21 protein-coding genes are annotated in these 21,572 nt (G+C 74.2%); 15 read left to right on the top strand and 6 right to left on the bottom strand.

The window, feature by feature from the left end; translation table 11 throughout:
- The first annotated feature begins 215 nt into the window (after positions 1 to 215).
- The 4 genes from mshB to AB1460_RS28670 all read left to right on the top strand — a co-directional run bounded on the left by mshB (position 216) and on the right by AB1460_RS28670 (position 4,122).
- Positions 216 to 1,139 (top strand): N-acetyl-1-D-myo-inositol-2-amino-2-deoxy-alpha-D-glucopyranoside deacetylase, encoded by a 924-nt coding sequence (gene mshB, locus AB1460_RS28685; RefSeq protein ID WP_368965207.1) that lies wholly within the window; start codon positions 216 to 218, stop codon positions 1,137 to 1,139.
- Positions 1,140 to 1,493: 354 nt separating this feature from the next.
- Entirely contained in the window at positions 1,494 to 2,603 is a 1,110-nt protein-coding gene (locus AB1460_RS28680) for a S1C family serine protease (protein WP_368965206.1), read from the top strand.
- A gap of 73 nt (positions 2,604 to 2,676) precedes the next feature.
- Positions 2,677 to 3,354, top strand: a complete 678-nt coding sequence (locus AB1460_RS28675) for a DUF6113 family protein (protein WP_368965205.1) — start codon at positions 2,677 to 2,679, stop codon at positions 3,352 to 3,354.
- Positions 3,355 to 3,510: 156 nt separating this feature from the next.
- A complete protein-coding gene (locus AB1460_RS28670; protein ID WP_368965204.1) occupies positions 3,511 to 4,122 on the top strand; it encodes a flavin reductase family protein in 612 nt (203 codons plus the stop codon).
- A gap of 16 nt (positions 4,123 to 4,138) precedes the next feature.
- Here the strand turns inward: AB1460_RS28670 and AB1460_RS28665 are convergent, their stop codons facing one another.
- Together AB1460_RS28665 and AB1460_RS38425 are read right to left on the bottom strand one after the other, a co-directional pair.
- A complete protein-coding gene (locus tag AB1460_RS28665; protein WP_368965203.1) occupies positions 4,139 to 5,044 on the bottom strand; it encodes a tetratricopeptide repeat protein in 906 nt (301 codons plus the stop codon).
- A 164-nt stretch (positions 5,045 to 5,208) separates the two neighbouring features.
- Positions 5,209 to 5,592, bottom strand: a complete 384-nt coding sequence (locus AB1460_RS38425) for a hypothetical protein (RefSeq protein WP_420497400.1) — start codon at positions 5,590 to 5,592, stop codon at positions 5,209 to 5,211.
- Positions 5,593 to 5,681: 89 nt separating this feature from the next.
- Here AB1460_RS38425 and fdxA point away from each other — a divergent pair, with 89 nt between their 5' ends.
- The 6 genes from fdxA (at position 5,682) to AB1460_RS28635 (ending at position 11,528) form a co-directional block, all read left to right on the top strand.
- Positions 5,682 to 6,005, top strand: coding sequence for a ferredoxin (gene fdxA, locus AB1460_RS28660; RefSeq protein ID WP_071089536.1), 324 nt, complete (start codon positions 5,682 to 5,684; stop codon positions 6,003 to 6,005).
- 59 nt (positions 6,006 to 6,064) lie between these two features.
- Positions 6,065 to 7,801 carry a succinyldiaminopimelate transaminase gene (gene dapC, locus AB1460_RS28655; protein ID WP_368965202.1) on the top strand — a complete coding sequence of 579 codons (1,737 nt, stop codon included), beginning with the start codon at positions 6,065 to 6,067 and terminating at the stop codon, positions 7,799 to 7,801.
- Positions 7,802 to 8,001: 200 nt separating this feature from the next.
- On the top strand, positions 8,002 to 8,847 hold the full coding sequence (locus tag AB1460_RS28650) for a 2,3,4,5-tetrahydropyridine-2,6-dicarboxylate N-succinyltransferase (protein ID WP_368965208.1): 846 nt from the start codon (positions 8,002 to 8,004) through the stop codon (positions 8,845 to 8,847).
- A gap of 36 nt (positions 8,848 to 8,883) precedes the next feature.
- On the top strand, positions 8,884 to 9,981 hold the full coding sequence (gene dapE, locus AB1460_RS28645; RefSeq protein WP_368965201.1) for a succinyl-diaminopimelate desuccinylase: 1,098 nt from the start codon (positions 8,884 to 8,886) through the stop codon (positions 9,979 to 9,981).
- A gap of 144 nt (positions 9,982 to 10,125) precedes the next feature.
- Complete coding sequence (locus AB1460_RS28640; protein WP_420497399.1) at positions 10,126 to 10,932, top strand: TIGR00730 family Rossman fold protein; 807 nt, start codon at positions 10,126 to 10,128, stop codon at positions 10,930 to 10,932.
- Positions 10,929 to 11,528 (top strand): TIGR00730 family Rossman fold protein, encoded by a 600-nt coding sequence (locus AB1460_RS28635; protein ID WP_368965199.1) that lies wholly within the window; start codon positions 10,929 to 10,931, stop codon positions 11,526 to 11,528. The genes AB1460_RS28640 and AB1460_RS28635 overlap by 4 nt, the downstream gene beginning before the upstream one ends.
- A 37-nt stretch (positions 11,529 to 11,565) precedes the next feature.
- On the opposite strand, the gene folP is transcribed toward AB1460_RS28635, so the two are convergent.
- Complete coding sequence (gene folP / locus AB1460_RS28630) at positions 11,566 to 12,471, bottom strand: dihydropteroate synthase (RefSeq protein ID WP_368965198.1); 906 nt, start codon at positions 12,469 to 12,471, stop codon at positions 11,566 to 11,568.
- Positions 12,472 to 12,748: 277 nt separating this feature from the next.
- Here folP and AB1460_RS28625 point away from each other — a divergent pair, with 277 nt between their 5' ends.
- The 3 genes from AB1460_RS28625 to AB1460_RS28615 all read left to right on the top strand — a co-directional run bounded on the left by AB1460_RS28625 (position 12,749) and on the right by AB1460_RS28615 (position 15,612).
- A complete protein-coding gene (locus AB1460_RS28625; protein ID WP_368965197.1) occupies positions 12,749 to 13,411 on the top strand; it encodes a DivIVA domain-containing protein in 663 nt (220 codons plus the stop codon).
- Positions 13,412 to 13,589: 178 nt separating this feature from the next.
- Entirely contained in the window at positions 13,590 to 13,757 is a 168-nt protein-coding gene (locus AB1460_RS28620; protein ID WP_018634565.1) for a DUF3117 domain-containing protein, read from the top strand.
- A gap of 52 nt (positions 13,758 to 13,809) precedes the next feature.
- Positions 13,810 to 15,612 (top strand): leucyl aminopeptidase family protein, encoded by a 1,803-nt coding sequence (locus AB1460_RS28615; protein WP_368965196.1) that lies wholly within the window; start codon positions 13,810 to 13,812, stop codon positions 15,610 to 15,612.
- A 50-nt stretch (positions 15,613 to 15,662) separates the two neighbouring features.
- On the opposite strand, the gene AB1460_RS28610 is transcribed toward AB1460_RS28615, so the two are convergent.
- The 3 genes from AB1460_RS28610 to AB1460_RS28600 all read right to left on the bottom strand — a co-directional run bounded on the left by AB1460_RS28610 (position 15,663) and on the right by AB1460_RS28600 (position 18,338).
- Positions 15,663 to 16,061: a hypothetical protein gene (locus AB1460_RS28610; RefSeq protein ID WP_368965195.1), complete on the bottom strand. Its 399-nt coding sequence runs from the start codon at positions 16,059 to 16,061 to the stop codon at positions 15,663 to 15,665.
- 157 nt (positions 16,062 to 16,218) lie between these two features.
- Positions 16,219 to 17,445, bottom strand: coding sequence for a hypothetical protein (locus AB1460_RS28605; protein WP_368965194.1), 1,227 nt, complete (start codon positions 17,443 to 17,445; stop codon positions 16,219 to 16,221).
- A gap of 230 nt (positions 17,446 to 17,675) precedes the next feature.
- The gene (locus tag AB1460_RS28600; protein WP_368965193.1) at positions 17,676 to 18,338 is read right to left on the bottom strand and encodes an O-methyltransferase; all 663 of its coding nucleotides are present in this window, start codon (positions 18,336 to 18,338) and stop codon (positions 17,676 to 17,678) included.
- Positions 18,339 to 18,504: 166 nt separating this feature from the next.
- Between AB1460_RS28600 and sigE the strand changes: the two genes are divergently transcribed.
- The gene (gene sigE, locus AB1460_RS28595; protein WP_368965192.1) at positions 18,505 to 19,356 is read left to right on the top strand and encodes an RNA polymerase sigma factor SigE; all 852 of its coding nucleotides are present in this window, start codon (positions 18,505 to 18,507) and stop codon (positions 19,354 to 19,356) included.
- Complete coding sequence (locus tag AB1460_RS28590) at positions 19,353 to 20,180, top strand: zf-HC2 domain-containing protein (RefSeq protein ID WP_368965191.1); 828 nt, start codon at positions 19,353 to 19,355, stop codon at positions 20,178 to 20,180. Before sigE ends, AB1460_RS28590 begins: the two co-directional genes overlap by 4 nt.
- Positions 20,181 to 21,572: the final 1,392 nt, after the last annotated feature.

Below are 21,572 nucleotides of genomic sequence, written 5' to 3'. Positions count from 1 at the left end.
GAGAAGATCCTCCACTTCATCGAGGTCCACGACCGGACCGCCAAGCCCTACCGCTGGACCTACACCGGCGAACCCCTCAAAGCCGCCTGACGACAACCCCAGCAAGACTTACGCGGAGCTGCACTAGTAGCCCACTCCACCCCCGCACCCACCCGGGCCGCCTCGCACGGTGGCGCGGGTGGGTGCGGCGCGGGTGGCCCACGTAGGGTCGTGCCGTGACACAAACCGTCGAAACGGTGCCGTCCCAGCCGCCCCGCCGGGTGCTGTTCGTCCACGCCCATCCGGATGACGAGGTCATCTCGACCGGGGTGACCATCGCGTCCAACGCGGCCCGGGACGACACGCACGTGACGCTTGTCACCTGCACGCTGGGCGAGGTCGGTGAGGTGCTCGTCCCCGACCTGATCAACCTGCGGGCGGACCGGGGTGACCAGCTCGGCGGCTACCGCATCGGCGAGCTGGCACGGGCCTGCGCCGAGCTCGGGATCACCGACCAGCGTTTCCTCGGCGGTCCCGGCCGCTGGCGCGACAGCGGCATGATGGGCACCGAGGCCAACAAGGATCCGCGCTGTCTGTGGCAGGCGAGCATGGATGAGGCGTCGGAGGCCCTGGTCCGCGTCGTCCGGGAGGTCCGGCCGCAGGTTCTCGTCACCTACGACGCGAACGGCGCCTACGGGCATCCGGACCACATCCGGGCTCACGATGTGTCCGTCCGTGCCTTCACGGATGCTGCAGACCCCGGATTCGCGCCCGAGGCCGGACCGCCCTGGCAGATCACCAAGCTCTACGAGACCGCGATGCCGAAGTCGATCGTGCAGGCGAGCATCGACTACTTCCGGGAGTACTCGCCGGAGAACAACCCGTTCGAGGCCGAGTCGGCGGACGACGTCCCGCTCGCCGTACCGGACGACCGGATCACCACGCTGATCAGTGCGGAGGAGTTCCTGCCGGCGAAGCTGGCGGCGATGCGCGCCCACCGCACGCAGATGGCCGTCGACGGCTTCTTCTTCGCGCTCGCCGACGGCGTCGGTCAGCGCATCTGGGCCGCGGAACACTTCGTTCTCACCCGTGGTGAGTCCGGCGCCGAACCGGGCGCACGCGAGGACGATCTCTTCGCCGGTCTGCCGCTGCCGCGCTGATTCGCCGGCTGCGCTGAGCCGCCGGCCGTGTCGGCTGCGCTGACCCGTCAGCCGTGGCGGAGCACCGCCGCGCCACGCTGCCGCCGCGCCGCCGCGCCGCCGCGCCGCCGCTCACCGGGTCGCCCGCTGGACCGTCCACGTAGCTGGACCGTCCACGTAGGTGGTGTTTCCGCCGAGGGCGGACGCCTGGGCGGTATGTCCTCCTCAGATGCAGTCGTTGATTACAGATGCAACGCTGTAATCAGTACGAGGAGGTTCGGATGGCTCGCCATGGCAGTGCCCGCCCGAGCCCGAAGGGGTGGCTCGCGTCCCTCGAAACCCCGGGCGTGACCGTCCTCCCCGAGGGCGGCACCGATGTTCCGTAACCGGGGAGTGCCCCGCTCCGGGGACGACCCGGCCGAACCCGGCCGTCCTGCGGAGTCGCGCCAGCCCGGTGGCCCGGGTGAGTCCGCCGGCGCCGGCGCCGGCGCCGCCGCCGACAACGCTGCCGCCGACAACGCTGCCGCCGCTGACCACGCCGCCGCCGACAACGCCGCGTTGGACGCCTACTCGCGGATCGTCACCCGGGTGGCCGAACAGGTGACTCCGAGTGTGGCCAGTCTGCGGGTCCGCACCCCGCGCGGCCCCGGTGCCGGCTCCGCCGTCCTGTTCACCGAGGACGGCTTCCTTCTCACCTCCGCCCACGTCGTCGAGGGAAACCACGCCGGGACGTCCGTCGGCACCGCGGAGTTCGTCGACGGGACCGAGCGGGCCGTCGACCTCGTCGGCGCCGATCCGCTGTCGGACCTCGCCGTCCTGCGGGCCCGGGGGTCCACACCGGCGCCGGCCCAGCTCGGCGACGCGGCCACCCTGCGGGTCGGCCAGCTGGTCGTGGCCGTCGGTAACCCGCTGGGGCTGACCGGGAGTGTCACCGCCGGCGTCGTCAGCGCACTGAACCGATCACTGCCGACCCGTTCCGGTTCCGCGGTGCGTGTCGTCGACGAGGTGATCCAGACCGATGCCGCACTGAACCCGGGGAACTCCGGCGGTGCACTCGTCACCGGCGACGGCCGGGTCGTCGGCGTCAACACAGCCGTCGCCGGCATCGGGCTGGGCCTTGCGGTGCCGGTGAACAGCACCACCCGGCGCATCCTCGCCGCGCTGATCCGGGACGGGCGGGTCCGCCGTGCCTACCTCGGGGTCGCCAGCGCGCGGGTCCCGCTGCCTTCCGGCCTCGCCGGCAGGACGGGGCAGCGGTACGGCCTGCGTCTTGCGGAGGTGGTGCGGGGGAGCCCGGCGGGGCGGGCCGGCCTGTTCGCGGACGATCTCGTCCTCTCGGTGGCCGGGACGCCGGTGGCCGGGCCGGGTGATCTGCAGCGGCTGCTCTCCGAGGACACCATCGGGCAACCGGTGGAGATGACGGTCTGGCGGCGCGGGGCACTCGTGGACGTCGTCGCCGTGCCGGTGGAGCTCGCCGTCCGCTGAGGATGGGGCGCGGGTCGATCACCCGGTCGCCGCCGGCGCTCGAACCGCACGGTCCATGGCCTACTGTCGGAGAATGCCCCGTCCGACCCGCGGCCCAGGCCCGAGCTCAGGCCCCGGCAAGGCTGCCCGCGGCAGGCCTGCCCGTACCGGGGGCGGAGCCGCCACGGGCAGAAGCGGCTCCGCCCCCGGCAAGAGGGGGGCCGCTCACGGCACCGAGCCCGTCGCATCCGCCCCGCCCGCCCTGCCTGTTCCGTCCGCTCCGCCCAGCCCGCCGGCTGCGACGGTCGCCTCGGTCACTCCCGGTCCGCACGCGCCGGGACGGGTCTTCCTCAGTGGGTCCTATGCCTTCGGCGTCCTCGCCGGGTTCGTGCTCGGGTTGTACGGGGTGGTCCTGGTGGCGGCCGGGCCGCGGCCGGGAGGTTTCCTGATCTCGATCGGCCTGCTGATGGCGCTGATCGGTAATGCCGGTGCGGCGCTGCTGGTCCGCTGGCTGACCGGCACCCGGCTCGGGGCGATGATCATCCTGGTCGGCTGGCTGCCGATCGTCCTCGCGCTGGCGTCGTCGCGGACCGAGGGCGATCTTCTGCTCAAGGCGTCGGCGACGGGCTACCTCTTCCTCGGGATCGGCGTGCTGACGCCGGTGGTCGTCGCCGTGGTCGGGAAGGCCCGGCGCGGCCTGACGGCCCTGCCGCCGATGGCAGCGCCCCCGAGGGTGCCGTCACGGCCTGCGCCGCGGGCCGGCGGGGGTTGATCGGCGGCGCGCGCCGCCGTCGGGCATCGAGCGTGGTCGGCCGGGCCGTCGCGCTGGTTCTGCCGCCACCGGCGGGCGTGCGGTGGCAGTGTCGATGGTCACTGATGGGGAAGCGGGGCCCGGTGCGGCCCCTGCCGCGGCGGTAGCGTGGCCGCCGTGGCAAGCCCAGCGCGCCAGCCCCTGCCCGAGCCCGTCCCCGTGGACTCGGATCGCGCGCGATCCCGTCCCGCGGATGCGCCCAGAGTCCTGGAGCGGCCGGATCCAGATGCCTTCCGCAAGGTCGTCGGGCGGTTCGCCACCGGTGTCACCGTCCTGACCACCGTCGTCGACGGACGTCATCTGGCCATGACCGCGAACTCGTTCGTCTCGGTGTCACTCGAGCCGTTGCTGGTCCTCGTCAGTGTCCGGCAGGACGCCCGATTCCATGATCCGCTGCTGGCGGCCGGGGTGTGGGGTGTCTCCGTCCTCGCGGACGACATGAGCCAGGCGTCCCGCGACTTCGCCCGGCGGGGCGGCGCGCCGGATCCGGGTGACCGGCAGCTCCGCGGCTGGGCGCATTCGCTCGGGCCGCGCACCGGTGTCGCGCTGCTGGACGGCGCGCTGGCACTCCTGGAATGCGGCACTGTCGCAACCCATCCGGCCGGTGACCACACCCTTGTCGTCGGCGAGGTGATGGGCCTGGCCCGGCCCCGCCCGGACGCGGCGCCGCTGGTCTTCTACGAGGGCGCCTACCTGTCGACCGGCCCGCGCGCGGGCAACGGGAGCTGAGCCGGGCGGGCGCTGGTCAGTTGAGCTTGGCCCGCGCGGAGCCGGCCGCCTGCCGGGCCGCCGCCGATGCCGCGGGCTCGACGGTCGCGACGGCATCGGCGAAGTTGGTCAGATCCCGGGCACCGCCGAGGAAGTCGCCCAGCCGGACGCGCAGTTCCCCGCGTTCCCGCCGCAGCGCCGCCGGGTGGTGCGGCAGCAGCAGGGACAGCTCGACCGCCCACAGGCGGGTCCGCGGGACGTCTGTGCGCGCCGCGAGCACCCGGATGTTGCCCAGGATGCGGGCCAGCAGGTCCTCCGGGGACATCGGGGCGAGATGCGCACGGGTGAACGGGGTGCCGCCGGCGCGCACCCGGGCCGCCGCGTCGTGGACGGACATGATCCGGCCACCGGAGTAGGGGTCGACCAGAATGTTCTCGCCGGGCGTGCCCACCGCGACGATCACATGCCCGGGCAGCCCGACCGCGTAGGCGGGGATGCCGAGCCGGCGCGCGACCTCGACCCAGACCACGGACAGCAGGATCGGCAGGCCGCGGCGGCGGCGGAGCACCTCGGGCAGCAGGGAGGCCCGGAGGTCGTCGTAGTCGCTGTCGTGACCGGCGAAGCCGGAGTGGTCACCGAGTGACTCGCCCAGCGTCTCCGCGGCGACCCGTAGGTCCAGGCCGGCGAGGAGGCCCCGGCCGTCGGCGGCCGGCTCGGCGGCGGCCTCCGGCGCGGGCTGCCCGCGGCCGCTGCCCCGGGTGGCCGCGCCGCGTGCCGCGAGCAGCGGGGCCGTCTCCGCGGCCAACGCGTCGAGCGCCCGGGTCGTCTCGACCGGGTTCGTCTCGGGACCGGCCTCGGCGGCGATCAGATGACACGCGAGAGCGAGATCGACCTGCTCGCGCCGGACGACCGTGGCGAACATCCGCCTGCTGTGGGCGCTCACCGCTGGACCTCCACGTTCGGATCAGCCCGTCCGAGTCGACCGGCGTCTGCGTCGATCCGGGACCGACCAGCCCCGGGCCCACGGATGTGCGCCCGGACCCGTCACCCCGCCTCGGCCAGCACGCGGACCAGCCGCTCGCGTCCTGGTAGCCCTCCTGCTGACCGTCATTGTCCTTCAGTATCCCCGCGCGGGGCGCCGCGGTCCGTCCCGTCCTTCGGGTCATCGGACGGGACGTCCCCTTTTGTGACCTGGTTGTCGCGTTCCGCGATCTCCTCGCGGCGGCCTGATCCGGCCTGATATGAACCGGGTGCCTGGCCGGGGGATCGCCCGGTGGCCCGGCGGGGTGTCGGGGGGACGACACGCGCCGCCACTAGGGATTCCTCGGGCACGCTCACTGTCGTACCGTCGGAGCGACGGAGGCGAAGCTCGCCTTCGGACCAGGACTCAAGCGTGCCCAGAACATCACTCAGGGGGAGCGGCCCGGGAATACGACGCCGGATCACGACCCGTGAGCCGATGTCTGCTGGAGTGATGTGGACGACATACACGACCAGTGCACGCCCTTGTTGTCGACACCGAACTGTCCAGGTCGATACTAAGGAACTCAGTCGTCCGTGAGCTCGAGGAGGAACGTCCGGTGACCTACGTCATCGCGGAGCCCTGTGTTGATGTAAAGGACAGGGCATGCATCGAGGAGTGCCCGGTCGACTGCATCTACGAAGGCGGACGGATGCTCTACATCCAGCCTGACGAGTGCGTCGACTGTGGTGCGTGTGAGCCCGTCTGCCCGGTGGAGGCCATTTACTACGAGGACGACGTCCCCGAGCAGTGGAAGACCTACACCGACACGAACGCCACGTTCTTCGAGGAGCTCGGCTCGCCGGGTGGCGCGTCGAAGGTCGGCGCGCTCGAGTTTGACCCGCCCGCCGTCTCGGCGCTGGCCCCCCAGGGTGAGTCCTGACCGGTCCGGGGGAGTCGGCTGGACCGCCCCGGACGATCCGATCGCCGGGGCGGTCTCGGGTGCGGCTGCCCGATTTTCCGTGGGACCATCTGGTCTCGTTCAAGGAGAAGGCGCGGGCCCACCCGTACGGTCTGGTCGACCTGTCCGTGGGGACTCCCGTCGACGCGACGCCGCAGGTCGTGCGGCACGCGCTCGCCGGGTCCGCGGACGCTCCCGGCTACCCGCTGACCGCGGGGACGCCGGATCTGCGTGAGGCGGCGGCCGGCTGGCTGGCCCGCCGTCTCGGGGTGGTCGTCGAGCCGTCCGCCGTGCTGCCGGTGCTGGGTACCAAGGAGCTGGTCGCCCAGCTTCCCGCCCAGCTCGGGCTGGAACCCGGCGACCGGGTCTGGGTGCCCACCCCGGCCTACCCGACCTACGAGGTCGGCGCACTGCTCGCCCGCTGCGAGCCCGTCGTCGGGCCCGCCGAGGGCGTGACGATGGTCTGGCTGAACTCGCCGGGGAACCCCACTGGCCGGGTGCTCTCCGTCGAGGAGATGCGCGCTGTCGTCAACTGGGCCCGTGAGCGCGGCGTGATCGTCGCCAGCGACGAGTGCTATATCGAGCTGGGCTGGGAGGCCCGTGCCGTCTCGGTGCTGCACCCGGACGTGTGCGGCGGCTCCCACGAGGGCCTGCTCGCCGTGCACTCGCTGTCCAAGCGGTCGAACCTCGCGGGCTACCGCGCCGGTTTCGTCACCGGTGATCCGGAGCTCGTGGACGGCCTCCTCCAGATCCGCAAGCACTCCGGCCTGATGATGCCGACGCCGGTGCAGGCCGCCACCACCGCCGCGCTCGCCGATGACATGCACGTCGCCGACCAGCGCGCCCGCTATGCGAACCGCCGGGCGGTCCTCGCCGCGGCGCTGGCCGTCGCCGGCTTCACCATCGACCACAGCGAGGCCGGCCTGTACCTGTGGGCGACCCGCGGTGAGGACTGCTGGGTCACGGTCGACGCACTGTCCAGCGTGGGTGTCCTGGTCGCGCCCGGCAGTTTCTACGGGGAGTCGGGCCGGCGCCATGTGCGTGTCGCGCTCACCGCGCCCGACGCCCAGATCGCCACCGTTCCCGAGCGGATGACGATGCTCCCGATGGCGGGTGGCCAGAACGCCCAGAGCGGGCGTCCCGGCCAGTACGGCGCCGGCGCCGGTGACGGCTGGGCCCAGGGCCCGGCCGCGGGCGGCTACCCGCAGCAGCCCCAGCCGGCTCACGCCCGGCAGGACGCCTACCAGAACAGCTATCAGGACGCCTACCCACCGGAGAACTACCCGCCGGAGAGCTACCAGCAGGCGGAGAGCTACCAGCAGGCGGAGAGCTACCCGCCGGAGAACTACCAGCAGGCGGAGAACTATCAGCCGGACCGTTACGGGACCGGCGATGCCGCACACACCGGCGGCCACCGTGTAGCGGGCTCCGCCGGCCCGGCAGGGGCGTTCGACCACGACCACCGCTACCGGCCGGACCAGCCCGCCCCGCGGCCGTACGAGACGGGCCAGCAGCCGCTGCCGCCGTACAGCACCGGCCAGAACCCGCTGCCGCCGTTCAGTACCGGCCAGCAGCCGTTGCCTCCATACGCCACCGGGCAGCAGCCGCTGCCGCCCTACGACACGGGCCCGAGCCATGCCCCGCAGTACCGGTCCGCCGCGGCTCCCGAGACGGATGTGCCCGCCGGCACCCCGGGCCCCGGCAACGCCGACGGTTCCGGTGGCCCGGCAGACCACGACGGTGCCCGGGGCTGGCGGGCGGAGCCGGACATCCGCTGACCGCCGGCCGAGACCACCGGTCCGCCATCGCGCCCGCGCCCGCCGCCCGAGTCGCCTGAGTCGCCTGAGCCGCGGACACTCTTCGGCGTTCGGTCGAAGTCGGTCGAAGTCCGTGGTCGCGCGCGCCGCCCACGGTCCGGACCGTAGGGTCTACAGGCGTGAGCAGCGTGAGTGAAGGAACGTCCAGCAGCCCGGCCGGCGTGGCCGGGGCGTCCGGCGACGGGGTCGGCTCCCCGCTGGACCGGGCCATCGACGACCTGTGGGAACGCCGGGCCGAGCTGACCCCGGAGGACACCCAGTCCCGCAAGATCATCGTTGGCGCGGTCGACGCGATCGATGCCGGCGAGGCCCGGGTGGCGGTGGTCGGTGCGGACGGGTCGGTCGTCGTCGACGAACGCGCGAAGCGCGCGATCCTGCTGTCGTTCAAGGTCCTGCCGATGGTCGAGTCCGCCGCCGGAGACTTCCGGTTCCACGACCGCGTGCCGCTCAAGACCCGGTTCGACGGCGTCCGGGTCGTCCCCGGCGCGATCGTCCGCTGGGGTGCGCACATCGAGCCGGGCGCGGTGCTGATGCCCAGCTACACCAACATCGGCGGCTACGTCGGTGCGGGCACCCTGGTCGACACCTGGGCGACCGTCGGTTCCTGCGCCCAGGTCGGGCGCAACGTGCACCTGTCCGGCGGCGTCGGCCTCGGTGGCGTGCTGGAGCCGCCGAGCGCGGTGCCGGTGGTCGTCGAGGACGACGCCTTCGTCGGCAGCCGCTGCATGGTGGTCGAGGGCGCCCGGGTGCGGCGCGGGGCGAAGCTCGGCGCGGGCGCCATCCTGACCGCCTCGACGCACGTCTTCGACGCCGTCACCGGCGAGGAGTACCCGCGCGGCGAGATCCCCGAGCGCGCGGTGGCGGTCGGTTCCAGCCGGGTCCGCTCGTTCCCGGCCGGCGAGTTCGCCATGCCCTGCATCCTCGTCCTGCGCACCCTGGCGGAGGGCGAGATCCACGACAAGCTCGCCCTCAACGACATCCTGCGGGAGCACGGCGTCGCCTCCTGACCCGGTCGGGTGTCGCCGGCCGTTAGGGTCGGCGGCATGGAGCTCGACCTGGCCCTCCCGGTGACCGACCTGACCCGCGCCCTCGTCGACGTCCCGTCGGTCAGTGGTGACGAGGCGGTGCTGGCGGCGGCTGTCGAGGCGGCACTGGGAGCGCTGGGCGGTCTGGAGGTCCGCCGGGACGGCGATGCGGTGCTGGCCCGCACCACCCGCGGTCTGCCGTCCCGGGTCCTGCTCGCCGGCCACCTGGACACGGTGCCCATCGCCGACAACCTGCCGGCGCGTTTCGACGGTCCCCGCCTGTACGGCTGCGGGACGTCGGACATGAAGGCCGGTGTGGCCGTGATGCTGCGGCTGGCGGCACTGCTCGGTAGGGGTACCGGTACCCCTACCGGTGTCACGCCCCGGCACGACGTGACCTGGATCTTCTACGACAACGAGGAGGTCGCGGCCGAGCGGAACGGGCTGCGCCGGCTCGCCGCCGGCCACCGCGACTGGCTCGACGCCGACCTCGCCGTGCTCATGGAGCCGACCGCCGGCGAGATCGAGGCAGGCTGCCAGGGGACGCTGCGTGCCGTCGTCACGACCCGCGGCCGGCGGGCGCACTCGGCCCGCTCCTGGCTCGGTGACAACGCGATCCACGGGATGGGGGAGCTGCTCACCCGGCTCGCCGCCTACCGCCCGCGCTCGGTGACCCTGGACGGCTGCACCTACCGAGAGGGGCTGTCCGCGGTCCGGATCGAGGGCGGGGTCGCGGGCAACGTGATCCCGGACGAGTGCCAGGTCACCGTCAACTTCCGGTTCGCCCCCGACCGGGACGTCCCCGGCGCCTTCGCGCATGTGGCCGAGGTGCTCGACGGGTACGAACTGGCCCTCGACGACAGTGCCGCCGGGGCGCCGCCCGGGCTGTCCGCCCCGGCCGCGGCCGCGTTCGTCGCGGCCACGGGGCGCACCCCGGTCGCCAAGTACGGCTGGACGGACGTCGCCCGGTTCGCGGCGCTGGGCATCCCGGCGCTCAACTACGGCCCCGGCGACCCGAACCTCGCCCACACCCGGGACGAGTACGTCGACGTGGCCCTGATCGAGGAGGCGGAGCGCGTTCTCGGCTCCTATCTGGTCACCGGCACGTCGGTGTGACCGTCCGGGCGTGGCACGGCTCGACCCCGGGCTCCGGGCCCGGGAGCCCCGGGGCGCACGGCATATCTGCGTATCGTGCGGGGCGTGACCCGCTCTGCCTCCCCTGATTCGACGGGGCCGCCGCCGGAGCAACGCCGCGGTCCGGTGACGGCCCGTCGCGGCCAGGTGCAGGCGTCGACCACCGACCAGCGCCTGCTCGGCACCCGCAGCCCGGCGTCGTTCGTCCACAGCGACCCGTGGCGGGTGCTGCGCATCCAGAGCGAGTTCGTCGAGGGTTTCGGCCTGCTCGCGGACCTGCCACCGGCGGTCACCGTGTTCGGGTCGGCGCGGGTCGGCCGGGACGAGCCAGACTACGAGCTTGGCCGCCGGCTCGGCGCCGCGCTGGCCCAGGCCGGCTACGCGGTGATCACCGGCGGCGGCCCGGGCGCGATGGAGGCGGTCAACCGGGGCGCGCGGGACGCCGGCGGCCTGTCGGTCGGCCTGGGCATCGAGCTGCCGTTCGAGCAGGCGCTCAACGACTGGGTCGATCTCGGCGTGAGCTTCCGGTACTTCTTCGTCCGCAAGACGATGTTCGTGAAGTACGCCGAGGCATTCGTGATCATGCCGGGCGGTTTCGGCACCCTCGACGAGCTCTTCGAGGCGCTGACCCTGCTGCAGACCGGCAAGGTCACCCGCTTCCCGGTGGTGCTGATGGGGACCAGCTACTGGGCCGGCCTGCTGGACTGGCTGCGCACCACCGTCCTCGACGCGGCCCGGATCAGGCCCGGCGATCTCGACCTGGTGACCCTGACCGACGACGTCGACGAGGCGGTGCAGGTCATCCTGCGCGGCACCGGGCGGCTCGAACCGCCCGCCGGGCAGGAGACCGGCGAGCAGGCAGCCAGCGGCGGCGCCGACGGTGCTGGTGGCGGAGCCGGAGCCGGCCGGCCGGTGCCGACGGACCCGTCGTGAACATCTGCGTGTACTGCTCGTCGTCCGACCTGATCGATCACTCGTTCGTCCTGCTCGCCGCCGAGGTCGGTGCGGAGCTGGCCCGGCGGGGCCACAGCCTGGTGTCGGGCGGCGGGTCGGTGTCGTGCATGGGCGCTGTCGCCCGCGCGGCGCGGGCCGGCGGCGCGCACACGATCGGGGTCATCCCGGCGGCACTGATCGCGATGGAGGTCGGCGACACCGACTCCGACGAGCTGATCGTCACGGCCACGATGCGTGAGCGCAAGGCGGTGATGGACGACCGCGCCGACGGTTTCCTGGCCCTCCCCGGCGGGCTGGGCACCCTGGAGGAACTGCTGGAGATCTGGGTCGGCGCGCTGCTCGGCATGCACGCCAAGCCGGTCGTGGTGCTCGACCACGACGGCGTGTTCGCGCACCTGCGCATGCTCGTCGAGGACCTGGTCGACCGCGGCTTCGTCCGTCCGCCCGCCCGGGACACCGTGGTCTGGGCCACCAGCGTCACCGAGGCCCTCGACATCCTGGAGAGCCGTGCCACCGGGCACGGGCCCGGTCACCCGCCGGCGCCGACCTCGGCGGAGCTCGCCGAAGGGGAGTAGCACCGGGGGCGGCGAACGGCGGTGTCAGACGCCGGTGTCAGACGACGCCGCGGCGCGCGATCCGCAGACCGACATCCCCGCGCAGCGCGGCGACCATCCGCAGCGCGCGCCAGGTCTCGGTCACCTGGTGCGCGCGGAAGACACGGGCGCCGAGCCAGGCCGCCACGGCGGTCGCGGCCAGGGTGCCCTCCAGCCGCTCGTCCACCGGGGCGTCCAGCACCTCGCCGACGAAGTCCTTGTTGGACATCGCCATCAGCACCGGCCAGCCGGTCGCCACCAGCTCCGGCAGCCGCCTGGTCGCCTCCAGCGAGTGCCGGCTGTTCTTGCCGAAGTCGTGCCCCGGGTCGATCAGCACTCCGTCCGGCCGCACCCCGAGGGAGACCGCGCGCTCGGCCAGCCCGACCGTTGTGGCGGCGATGTCGGCGACGACGTCGTCGTAGGCGATCCGGTGCGGGCGGGTCCGCGGTGGCAGGTGGCCGGCATGGGTGCAGACCAGACCGGTGCCGAACTCGGCGGCCACCTCCGCCAGTTCCGGATCCACGCCGCCCCAGGCGTCGTTGAGCAGGTCGGCGCCCTCGCCCGCGACCACCCGCCCGACCTCGGCGCGCCAGGTGTCGACGCTGATCACCACCTCCGGGTGGCGGCCCCGCACGGCGGAGACGAATCCGCCGATCCGGCGCAGCTCCTCCGCCGCGTCGATCTCCTCGCCCGGGGCCGCCTTGATCCCGCCGATGTCAATGATCGCGGCGCCGCCGCCGACCGCCGCGTCGACGGCGGCGAGAGCCGCGGCCTCGCCATAGGTGGCACCGCGGTCGAAGAACGAGTCCGGCGTGCGGTTCACGATCGCCATCACGACGAGCTCGGACGGGCCGAACACGCGCGCGCCGAGCCGCAGTGGCCGGGCGGCCGGTGCCTCGCCGCTCGTCGGGTGAGGGTTCCCCATGGGATGTGGATGTCCGGCCTGGCGGGGGTCGGCGGTCGGGTGAGGATCAACGGGCACCCGGCCCAGCCTGCCAGACATCCTGCCGGCCAGGCGAGGCATCCCGCTGGCACGTCAGCTGTCGCGTCAGCTGTCGCGTCAGCTGTCCCGGGCCGGCCCGCGGTGGTTGATCTCGCCCCTCGGCGCCGCGCCGGGCGACCCGGGCGGCCCGGGTGACGCGCCCGGGTCGCCCGGGTGGTCGGGTCGGCCGGGCGACGCCGTCCATGGCACGATCGACCACGTGGTGCTCGCAGTGGAGATCGTCCTCATCGCGACGGTCGTGTTCGTCGTGGCCGCGCTGGCCGTCGGGCGGTTCGACCGGTTGGCGCCCGCGGTGCCGGACGGGCCCCACGTCGGTCTCGGCGGCCAGACGGTCGTCTCCGGTGACATCGAGGCCGTCCGCTTCGGGATGGCGGTGCGCGGCTACCGGATGGCCGAGGTCGACGCGGTGCTGTCCCGCCTCGCCTACGAACTGGCCTGGCGGGACGAGGAGCTCGCGCGCCGGGACGACGAGCTCCTGCGCCTCGCGGAGCTCGCACGCCTCGGTGGCGTGCAGAACCCCGCCACCGACTCGGGGGATGACACTCCGGACCAGCTCTCCACCGACAGCGCCCCGACGGACAGCGGCACGTCCGCCGACCGTGGTGCGATTTGCCGCCCCGCCGGCGAGCCCGGCCCGGCTGGCGAGCGCGGCCCGGCTGGCGAGCCCGATCCGGCCGAGCCTGGCCCGGCTGGGGGCCGTGACCCGGTCTCCGACCCGGGCACCTCCGCCGACCTGGGCGTGGCCCGGGGCGATGCCCGCCACGACGGGCCTGACCGGGACGAGCCGTGCGGGCCCCGTCCCGTCCAGGACCAGCCCGGCGAGCCCGGCACCGCGTCACGGGACAAGGAGGCCGATGGGTAACGGTAGTGAAACGCATCAGATCCACTAGCGCCGAGCCCGGAAGTGCCCGGAAGACCATCGAGATCACTACCCTGCCGTGACCGTTGTGATTCCCCGCTGGGACGTGTTTCCGTTTGCGGGCGGGTCTCCGGGATAATCGTCGTCAGACGCAGGTCCGACGGCAGGAAGAGGTGCACCGATGGCGGCCATGAAGCCGCGGACGGGTGACGGTCCGCTCGAGGTCACCAAGGAGGGGCGCGGCATCGTCATGCGTGTCCCGCTCGAAGGGGGCGGCCGGCTCGTCGTCGAACTCACGGCCGACGAGGCGAGCGCGCTGGGGGACGCCCTCAAGGTCGCGGTCGGTTAGATTCGGTGGTCATCAACCACCGCCGAGGCATCCGCGGCACGCGGTGCCCGGTGTGAGCCCCGTCGCAGCCGTCGCTGGCCCCGATCTGCTGGAGTCGAGGTACCGAGCCCCGCTCGTCATCCTCACCTCCGCTGACCTTCCGTTCCTCCGCCCGCCCGCGGGCGGGCCGGCGGGACCGGCCGGTGGCGCCGGTGGGCCCACCGCTGACACCGACGGCGCGGTCGCTGACTGCGCCGTCCTCGCCGTCGTGGCCGCGCCCGTCGACGGCAGCGTGGTCGTGTCGGACCGCGGTCAGCGGGCCTGCGCCGGTGTCGGGGTCGATGTGGAGCAGCTGATCGAGAACGAGGGCTTCCGCGCGGATACCGGCGGGGTGCTGGTGGTTCCCCTGTCCCGGACCGAGCGGCCGTGGCGGCTGATGCTGCTCGGTGTCGGTTCCGGCGAGGTGGCTGACTGGCGCGCGGCCGGTGCCGCACTCGCGCGGCGCGCGGGCGCCAAGGGCCGGCCCCTCGTCGTCGCGGATCTGGACGCCGACCGGGCCCACGCCTTCGCGGAGGGCTTCTCTCTCGGTTCCTACCGGCTGGCGGATGCGGTCTCCGGCGCTCCGTCCGACGGGGACCGGGCCGCCGCGACGACTCCGCCCGGTGCCGAGGTGCCCGGGGCAGCGGGCGGGTCGACCAGTCCGACCGAGGCGGCGGCAGGCGAGCTGGCGGGCGGCGGGCTGGCGGCCGAGGGGCCGGATGCGGCAGGGACCGCAGGGTCCGCCGCCGCGGCGGATTCGCGTGCCGACCGGGTCATCGTTCTGAGCGTCGAGCAGGCCGAGGAACCGGCCGTGGCGGAGGCCGTGCGCCGAGCGAGGGCGATCGCGGACGCGGTGTGCCTCGCCCGTGACCTCATCAACATGCCGAGTCTGATCAAGACGCCACACTGGTTCGCCGAGCTGGCACGCCGGGTTGGCACCGAGGCTGGCCTGGAGGTCACCGTCCTCACCCACGAGGACCTGATCCGTGAGGGTTTCGGCGGGCTGGTCGCGGTCGGCGGCGGGTCGCCGCGTCCGCCATGCCTTGTCCGCCTCACCTACGACGGCCCGCCCGCGCCCGCGGGGGCCGTTCCCGGCCACCGGGTGCTGGTCGGCAAGGGGATCACGTTCGACTCCGGCGGCCTGTCCCTCAAGCCGTCGGTCTCGATGGCCAGCATGAAGACCGACATGTCGGGTGCGGCCGCCGTCCTGGGGGCGATGACAGCGCTGGGGGACCTGGCGGTTCCCGGCCGGGTGACGGCGCTGCTCTGCCTGGCGGAGAACATGATCGGCGCGTCCGCTGTCCGGCCCGGTGACGTGATCACCTGCTGGGGCGGGACCACGGTGGAGGTACTCAACACCGACGCCGAGGGCCGCCTGGTGCTCGCCGACGGGCTCGCCTACGCGGCCGCGACCCTCGAGCCCGACCAGATGGTCGACCTCGCGACGTTGACCGGCGCGATCACGGTCGCGCTGGGCCGGCGCACGGCAGGCCTTTTCGCTTCGGACGACACGCTCGCCGCCGAGCTCGCGGCCGCCTCCGCCACCGCGGGGGAGCGGGTCTGGCGCCTGCCGCTCACGGAGGAGTACCGCCCGGCGATCGACTCCCCGGTCGCCGACCTCGCGAACATCGGCCGGGCGCTGGACGTGAACGGCGGCTCCATCACCGCGGCGCTGTTCCTGCGGGAGTTCACGGCCGGCCGGCCGTGGGCGCACCTCGACATCGCCGGCACCGCCCGCGCGGACTCCGACGACGGCGAGATCAGCCGTGGCGGCACCGGGTGGGGTGTCCGCACCCTGCTCGCCTACCTGGCCGGAGCCGGCGCGGCCGAGGCCTGAGCCACCGGGGGCCCCGCGGGTGCAGACCCGCGGGCCCGGGGCCGGCCGGATCAGGACCGTGCGGGACTGGCGGGGCCGGTGGGGTCCGCCGTGCTCGCCGGGTCCAGCGCGGTGAGCTGCTGCCATGCCCAGCGCAGACTGTTCTTCTCCGGCATCACCGCGGGCCAGCCGGCGAGGGCCGCCTCGATGCCGTAGCGGTCTGCCCGCGCCAGGATCTCGACCAGGAGCTCGTCGACGTCCGCCTGGTCGACCCGCAGCTGGTCGAGATAACGCGCGAGGATGCCACCTGGGTGGGGCTCCCGCACCGCGTAGACCTCCCGGGTGTCGACCACCCAGCTCAGGCGGTAGGTGGAGTGCTCGTCGCCTTCGGTGGTCCACCCGTCGCCGAGAGAGATCTCCTCGGACGTCCGCCGGCGGGGATCAGCGTCGTAGAACTCGCGGATGTTCATGCTGTACGCCTGCCCCTCCGAGCCGCCGCCGCAAACGTCGCGGCCCGGCCGGTCTGCCGGCCCCGCCGCTCTCGCCGGGGAGTGGGGCGGCGGACTTCCGCCGCGGGCGGCCGCCACGACTCCACCGGCGGCCTGCCACGACTCCACGGGACGTGCGCTACGACCCGCCGCCGACCTGGGCGAGGGCGGCACGGTACGCGGAGGCCATCGCCTCCGGAAGGATCATCGAGAGCCGCAGGACGACCCGCCCCTGCACAAAGGTGTACTCGGCCGGCAGATCGCCGCCGGCGCCCGGGGCGCTCAGCCGCGAGCCGCGGGCCTGCGCCGCGGCCGGATCCCCGAAGACCTCGATCGCCCCACCGCGTTCGACGGCGTCCGGCGGTGCCCCGGCGATCTCGCTGGCACTGATCCGGGCGTCGCTGAACGCGATCCGGCTGCTGTAGCCGCCTGGACGTCCGAGCAGGCTGTCCGGGTCGTTCTGTGCGGTGTAGACCACGGTCGTACGCAGCGGCAGGCCGTTGCCGGCAAGCATGATCGCCACCTGCTCCGCGGTCGGGCCGGTGGCCTGGCCGGGCACACCCCCGGCCGGATCGGTCGGACCCGTGCCGGGACCTCCGATGGTGGCGCTGCTGGTCGGCGTCGGGCGTGCCGCCGGGGCCCCGGCGGAGCCGGCGGTGACCCGGTTCAGCGCATAGCCGGCCGCTCCGGCCAGCACCGCGATGCCGACCAGGAAGGCCACCCAGCCCAGCCAGTTCTCACCCCGTTCCGGAGGCGGCGGTGGGGCGGAGGCGGCCGATGGCACGGCAAAGCCACCCGGGCCACCGAAGGGCGGCCGGCGGATGCTGTTCGGTGGCGGTGTGGGCTGGTCGGCGTAGTCCGCCGCGGATGGCTGCGTGCCGCTCGCGCCGCCTGGACGGCCGGAGCCTCCCGGGTGCCCTGGACCTCCCGGGCGGCCGGGCCCCGTGGCCGGCGGACGGCCGGGGCCGGGTCCGGTGGGACGGCCGCCGGTGTGACCCCGCCCCTCGGGAGGCGCGTGCGAGCCGGTGCCACCGAACCGGCCGGGGTGACGGTCACGGTCATCGCCGCGGCGACCGGCATAGCCGCCTTGGCGCTCGTGGCCGCTGGCCCCCCGGTCGGGCGAGTCGTCGGGGCCGCCGTCCCACCCGTCGCTGCGGCCGTCCCACCCGTTCCTGCGGTAGCCGCCGGTGGCGTCGTGGCCATCCCGGCCGGGGACCGGACCCGCCTCGTTCCGGTGGTAGCCGGACCGTTCGCGGTAGCTGGTCTCGTCGGCCCGACCACGGTAGCCGGCCCAGGAGTGGGGTTCGCGGGCGTCGCCAGGGTCGTCATAGCGGTCGCGGCCGTCGTCAGAGCGACGACGCTCCACCTGACCGCGCACCTGACATCTCCCGGCTCGACGCTGTGCCGCCCGACCTGTGCCCACCGCCACGCCGACGGCTCCCGGTCGCTGCCACGAGGCGCCGTGGCGCCAGGACGGTGACAGCGGTGATCCCCGGTTCCGTCAACACGAAGGTGCCCCCCGGCACGAACGGGCCAAAACGAGACTAAACGGTAGCCCGGATCGAGCGCGCGAGGTACGCGGGCGCGCCGGCCGAATCAGCCGACGGGGGAGGACTTGGCGACGACGGCCACCAGAAGCCCGTCACCGGCGGTGAGGAGCATCTGGGTGAGGCGCGCGTCATCCCGGACGGCGGTGGCGACCTCGCGCACGGCCACGACCTCCTGGCCGCGGGCGGTCGGGTCCATCGTCAGACCGGCGGCGAGGACTCCGGCGAACGCGACCACGCCACCGGGACGCAGCAACCGCAGTGCCTGGGTGAGGTACTCGGTGCTCTCCCGCCGATCGGCGTCACAGAACACCAGGTCGTAGGCGCCGTCGGTCAGCCGCGGCAGGACCTCGAGGGCCCGCCCGGTGATCAGTCGGCTGCGGCCGGGCGCCATGCCGGCATCGGCGTAGATCCGCCGGGCCAGCCGCAGGTGCTCGGCCTCCACGTCGATGGTGGTCAGCGTGCCGTCGGGGCGCATCCCGCGCAGCAGCCAGGTTCCGGACACGCCGGTACCGGTGCCGATCTCGACGACCGCGCGGGCCCCCACGGAGGCGGCGAGGAAACGGAGCACTGCTCCGGCGCCGGGGCTGACCGGGAGGATCCCGACCTCCTCGGCGCGGGCGCGGGCAGCACGAAGGACGGGGTCCTCCAAGAGGAAGCCCTCTGCGTAGGCGACGGCAGATTCCCGTGCCGCGATGTCGATGTCCGGCATGACACCCGCAGCCTACGGGAACGGGAGACAAGACAGGAACGTTCGTCTTGTCAGTGCGCCCGTGTCGACTGGGTCGAGGGGAGAAAATTCGGTGTCCGCAGCGGGATTCGCCGCTCCCTGGCCGGCGCGTCGGGTACGTTCGTCGCGAACCGATCGAGAGGCGGCCGTGGCGGCGGAGGAACTCGGGGCGGGATCGGCCGTCCGGGACTCGGCCACCGCCCCAGAAGTCACGAGTTGGGTGCCCCCGTCCTGGGAGGACGTGGTCAGGGAGCACGGCAACCGGGTGTACCGGCTTGCCTACCGCCTGACCGGTAACGCCCACGACGCCGAGGATCTCACTCAGGACGTCTTCGTACGCGTGTTCCGTTCGTTGGCCGACTACACCCCCGGCACGTTCGAGGGCTGGCTGCACCGCATCACCACGAATCTCTTCCTGGACCGGATGCGTCGCCAGCAGAAGATCAGGTTCGATGCGCTGCCGGAGGACACCGAGCGCCTCGCCGGTCGCGAGGCGAGTCCGGAGGCGGTGTACGCCGAGAGCCATCTGGATGCCGACGTCGAGGCGGCCCTCGCCGCGCTCCCGCCGGACTTCCGGGCGGCGGTGGTGCTGTGCGACATCGAACAGCTCTCCTACGAGGAGATCGCCCAGACTCTCGGGGTGAAGCTTGGCACCGTGCGCAGCCGGATCTCCCGCGGCCGGGCGATGCTGCGGGCGGCCCTGGCCGACCGTGCACCGCGCGGCGCGGCGATGACCGCCGAGGGCGCGCTGGCGCAGAGCGGCCAGGCCGACGTCGGGGCGCCGCCCCTTCCCGCCTCCGCCGGAGTTCCGGCCGAGGCCGCCGGTTCCTGGGAGCGCGAGCCGGCCGACGCCCCGCACCGCGGCGAGGCGTTCAGCGACGACGGCTTTGGCGACGGGGAACGCCCGGGTCGGCGAGCGCGCAGAAGTGAACGCCGGCGCGGTCCGGTGAGCAGTGCTGCCGGAGCCGAGGGCGGTGCTCCTCGGGAGCGGCGGGCGTGAGCGGCCACCTGGGCGAGCGTCTCACCCCTCTGGTGGACGGCCAGCTCGGCCACGACGATCGCGACCGGGCACTCGCTCATGTGGCGCGGTGTCCCGCCTGCCAGGCGGAGGTAGCCGAGCAGCGGCTGATCAAGTCCCGGCTCGCGCGGCTCGCTGAACCGTCGCTGCCGAGCGGGCTGGCAGCCAACCTTCTCAACCTGGGTGCCCGGGAGTACCGGGCAGCCCCACCCATACCTCCGCCGCCGGCTCCGCTCAGGATCCCGGCGATGGCGAGCGGTTTCGTGGCTGGGCGCGCTGAGCGGGCCCAGCGGGCCGGCTCCCGCCCGGAGCTGCCCGGCCCTGGGCTTTCCCGCCCAGAGACGTCCCGTCCTGCGCCCCGGGCGAACCGGGGCGGTGGCACGGTCGCGGCGGCGCGAACGCGTCCACCCGGTCCCGCTCTTCCTGCCCGACGGCGGGAGCTGGCGGTCCGGCCGGGTCCGGCCGCGGGCCGTCCGCCGGGCCCGGGTTCCTCCCGGGCCGGTGCCTATCCATATCCGGCCCAGAGCGGATCACCGCGCGGCGGGCCCGCGCCCACCCGCCGGCCGGTGCGAGCGGCGCGCTCGAACGGCCGCGGCCGGATGCGGCGGACACTCGTCGGCTCCGCCGCCTTCATGCTGCTCGCCGTCAGCGGCTCGGCGCTCGCGGATGGCAGGGCGGCGTCCCGCCCGAACGGGCCGGCGACGATCGTCCCGACGGTGGTGACGGCGATACCGGCCAAGGCGCCGTCCGTGAGCGTCTCCCGCCCAGGCCCGATGATCGCTTCGGCCTCGTTCCCGCGGCCGTAACGGGCCGGCGTGCTCCGCTGAGGCGTGAGCGATAGCCCGACCGGGCTACCGAAAAAGTGTCCAGCTGTCATCTTCCTCGGCGAAAAGGGCAGGTCGGCCGCCACCAGGTGCGCGAACGCACCGCATCCCTCACTATGAGCTACCGTGGCGCGCCACGCCGGGGGGATTTGGTACCCGCTGACCTTCCTGTGCCCGTCCGACACCTTTACCGTGTTGTCCGCCTGATGCGCGGACCGTGCGGCGGGCCCACAGGCAGCCCACGGTCCTCAGTGTGGTGATCGGGCACTTCGGGGAGGGCATGTGGACACCACCGGCGACGACCAGACCGCGGATGCCCCGTCCGGCACGGACGCACGACCCGGTGATCGAGGCCGGGCCGGCACCGCGGCGCCACGCGTCCCGGCGCCGGCCCGGCCGGCACCTCGTCCCCGCGCGGCGGAAGCGGCCGAAGGCACCGCTCCGTCCAGCGGCGGCGCCGACCGTCCGGTCCCGGATCTGTCGCCCCTGCATGGCCCGGCGCGCCGTCCGCCGGGTGGGCGGCCGGACCGGCCGGCAGGGGACTCCCGCCGCCCCACCGAGGCCGGTTCGGACTCCGAGCCCGGCGGCGGAACCGGCGGTGCCCGAACCGGCGGTGCCCGAACCGGCGGCGCCGCCCGCCGCACCGGCGCGGCCCCCGCACGGACCGCAGCGGGCACCCCGTTCGTGCCCGACAGGCCAGCGACGAAGCGGGAGCGTCCCGACGACGATCTTCCGGGGCCCGGTCCGCAGGCAGACCAGCGGGATCGGGACGCGGGCCCGTCGACCGCCACCCCGGCCGCATCCACCCCGGCCCGACCTGCGTCGGCCCGACCTGCGTCGGCCAGCTCCGCAGCCGCGGCGGCCCGGTCGGCCCCGGCCGCACCTTCGGTGGCCGCCCCTTCGCCGGCAGTGCCGGGCGCGGACACCCGGTCCGGGAAGACTGACGCTGCGGAACGGTCGCCCGCGCGCGGGCAGAGCCCCCACCGGGCGCCGTTCGTCGAGCCGGTCCGGTCCGCAGCGCGGGTGCCTGGCGGCGCGGAGGCCGGGCGCGGTGCGACCCCCGCCGGAACCGCCTCGGGCGGAGGCGTTGATCGTGGCACGACGGCGACGACGGCGACGGCGGCGACGGCGGCGGCCGGCACGGGCGGTGCCCGGCCTGGCGACGCCGGTGTCAGGTCTCGGGACGCGAGCGACCGATCCGGGGATGCTGGCGGGTCCGGCGCCCGGGGTACCCGGGCAGGCGACACGGCCGAGGGCAGGGGCGATCTGTTCCGGGACGCCCCCCCGTCCCGCGCCCGGCCGGGGGCGGTGACCTCGGGCGGTGCCGAGGATCGCAGACCGCGTTCCGCTGCCCCCGCCGCACCGCCCCCGGCC

It is taken from the genome of Parafrankia sp. FMc2 (assembly GCF_041008525.1).
In the GTDB taxonomy this organism is placed as follows: domain Bacteria; phylum Actinomycetota; class Actinomycetes; order Frankiales; family Frankiaceae; genus Parafrankia.
The sequence above is the reverse complement of the archived record's forward strand: the minus strand, read 5'-3'. Positions and strand labels throughout refer to the sequence as shown.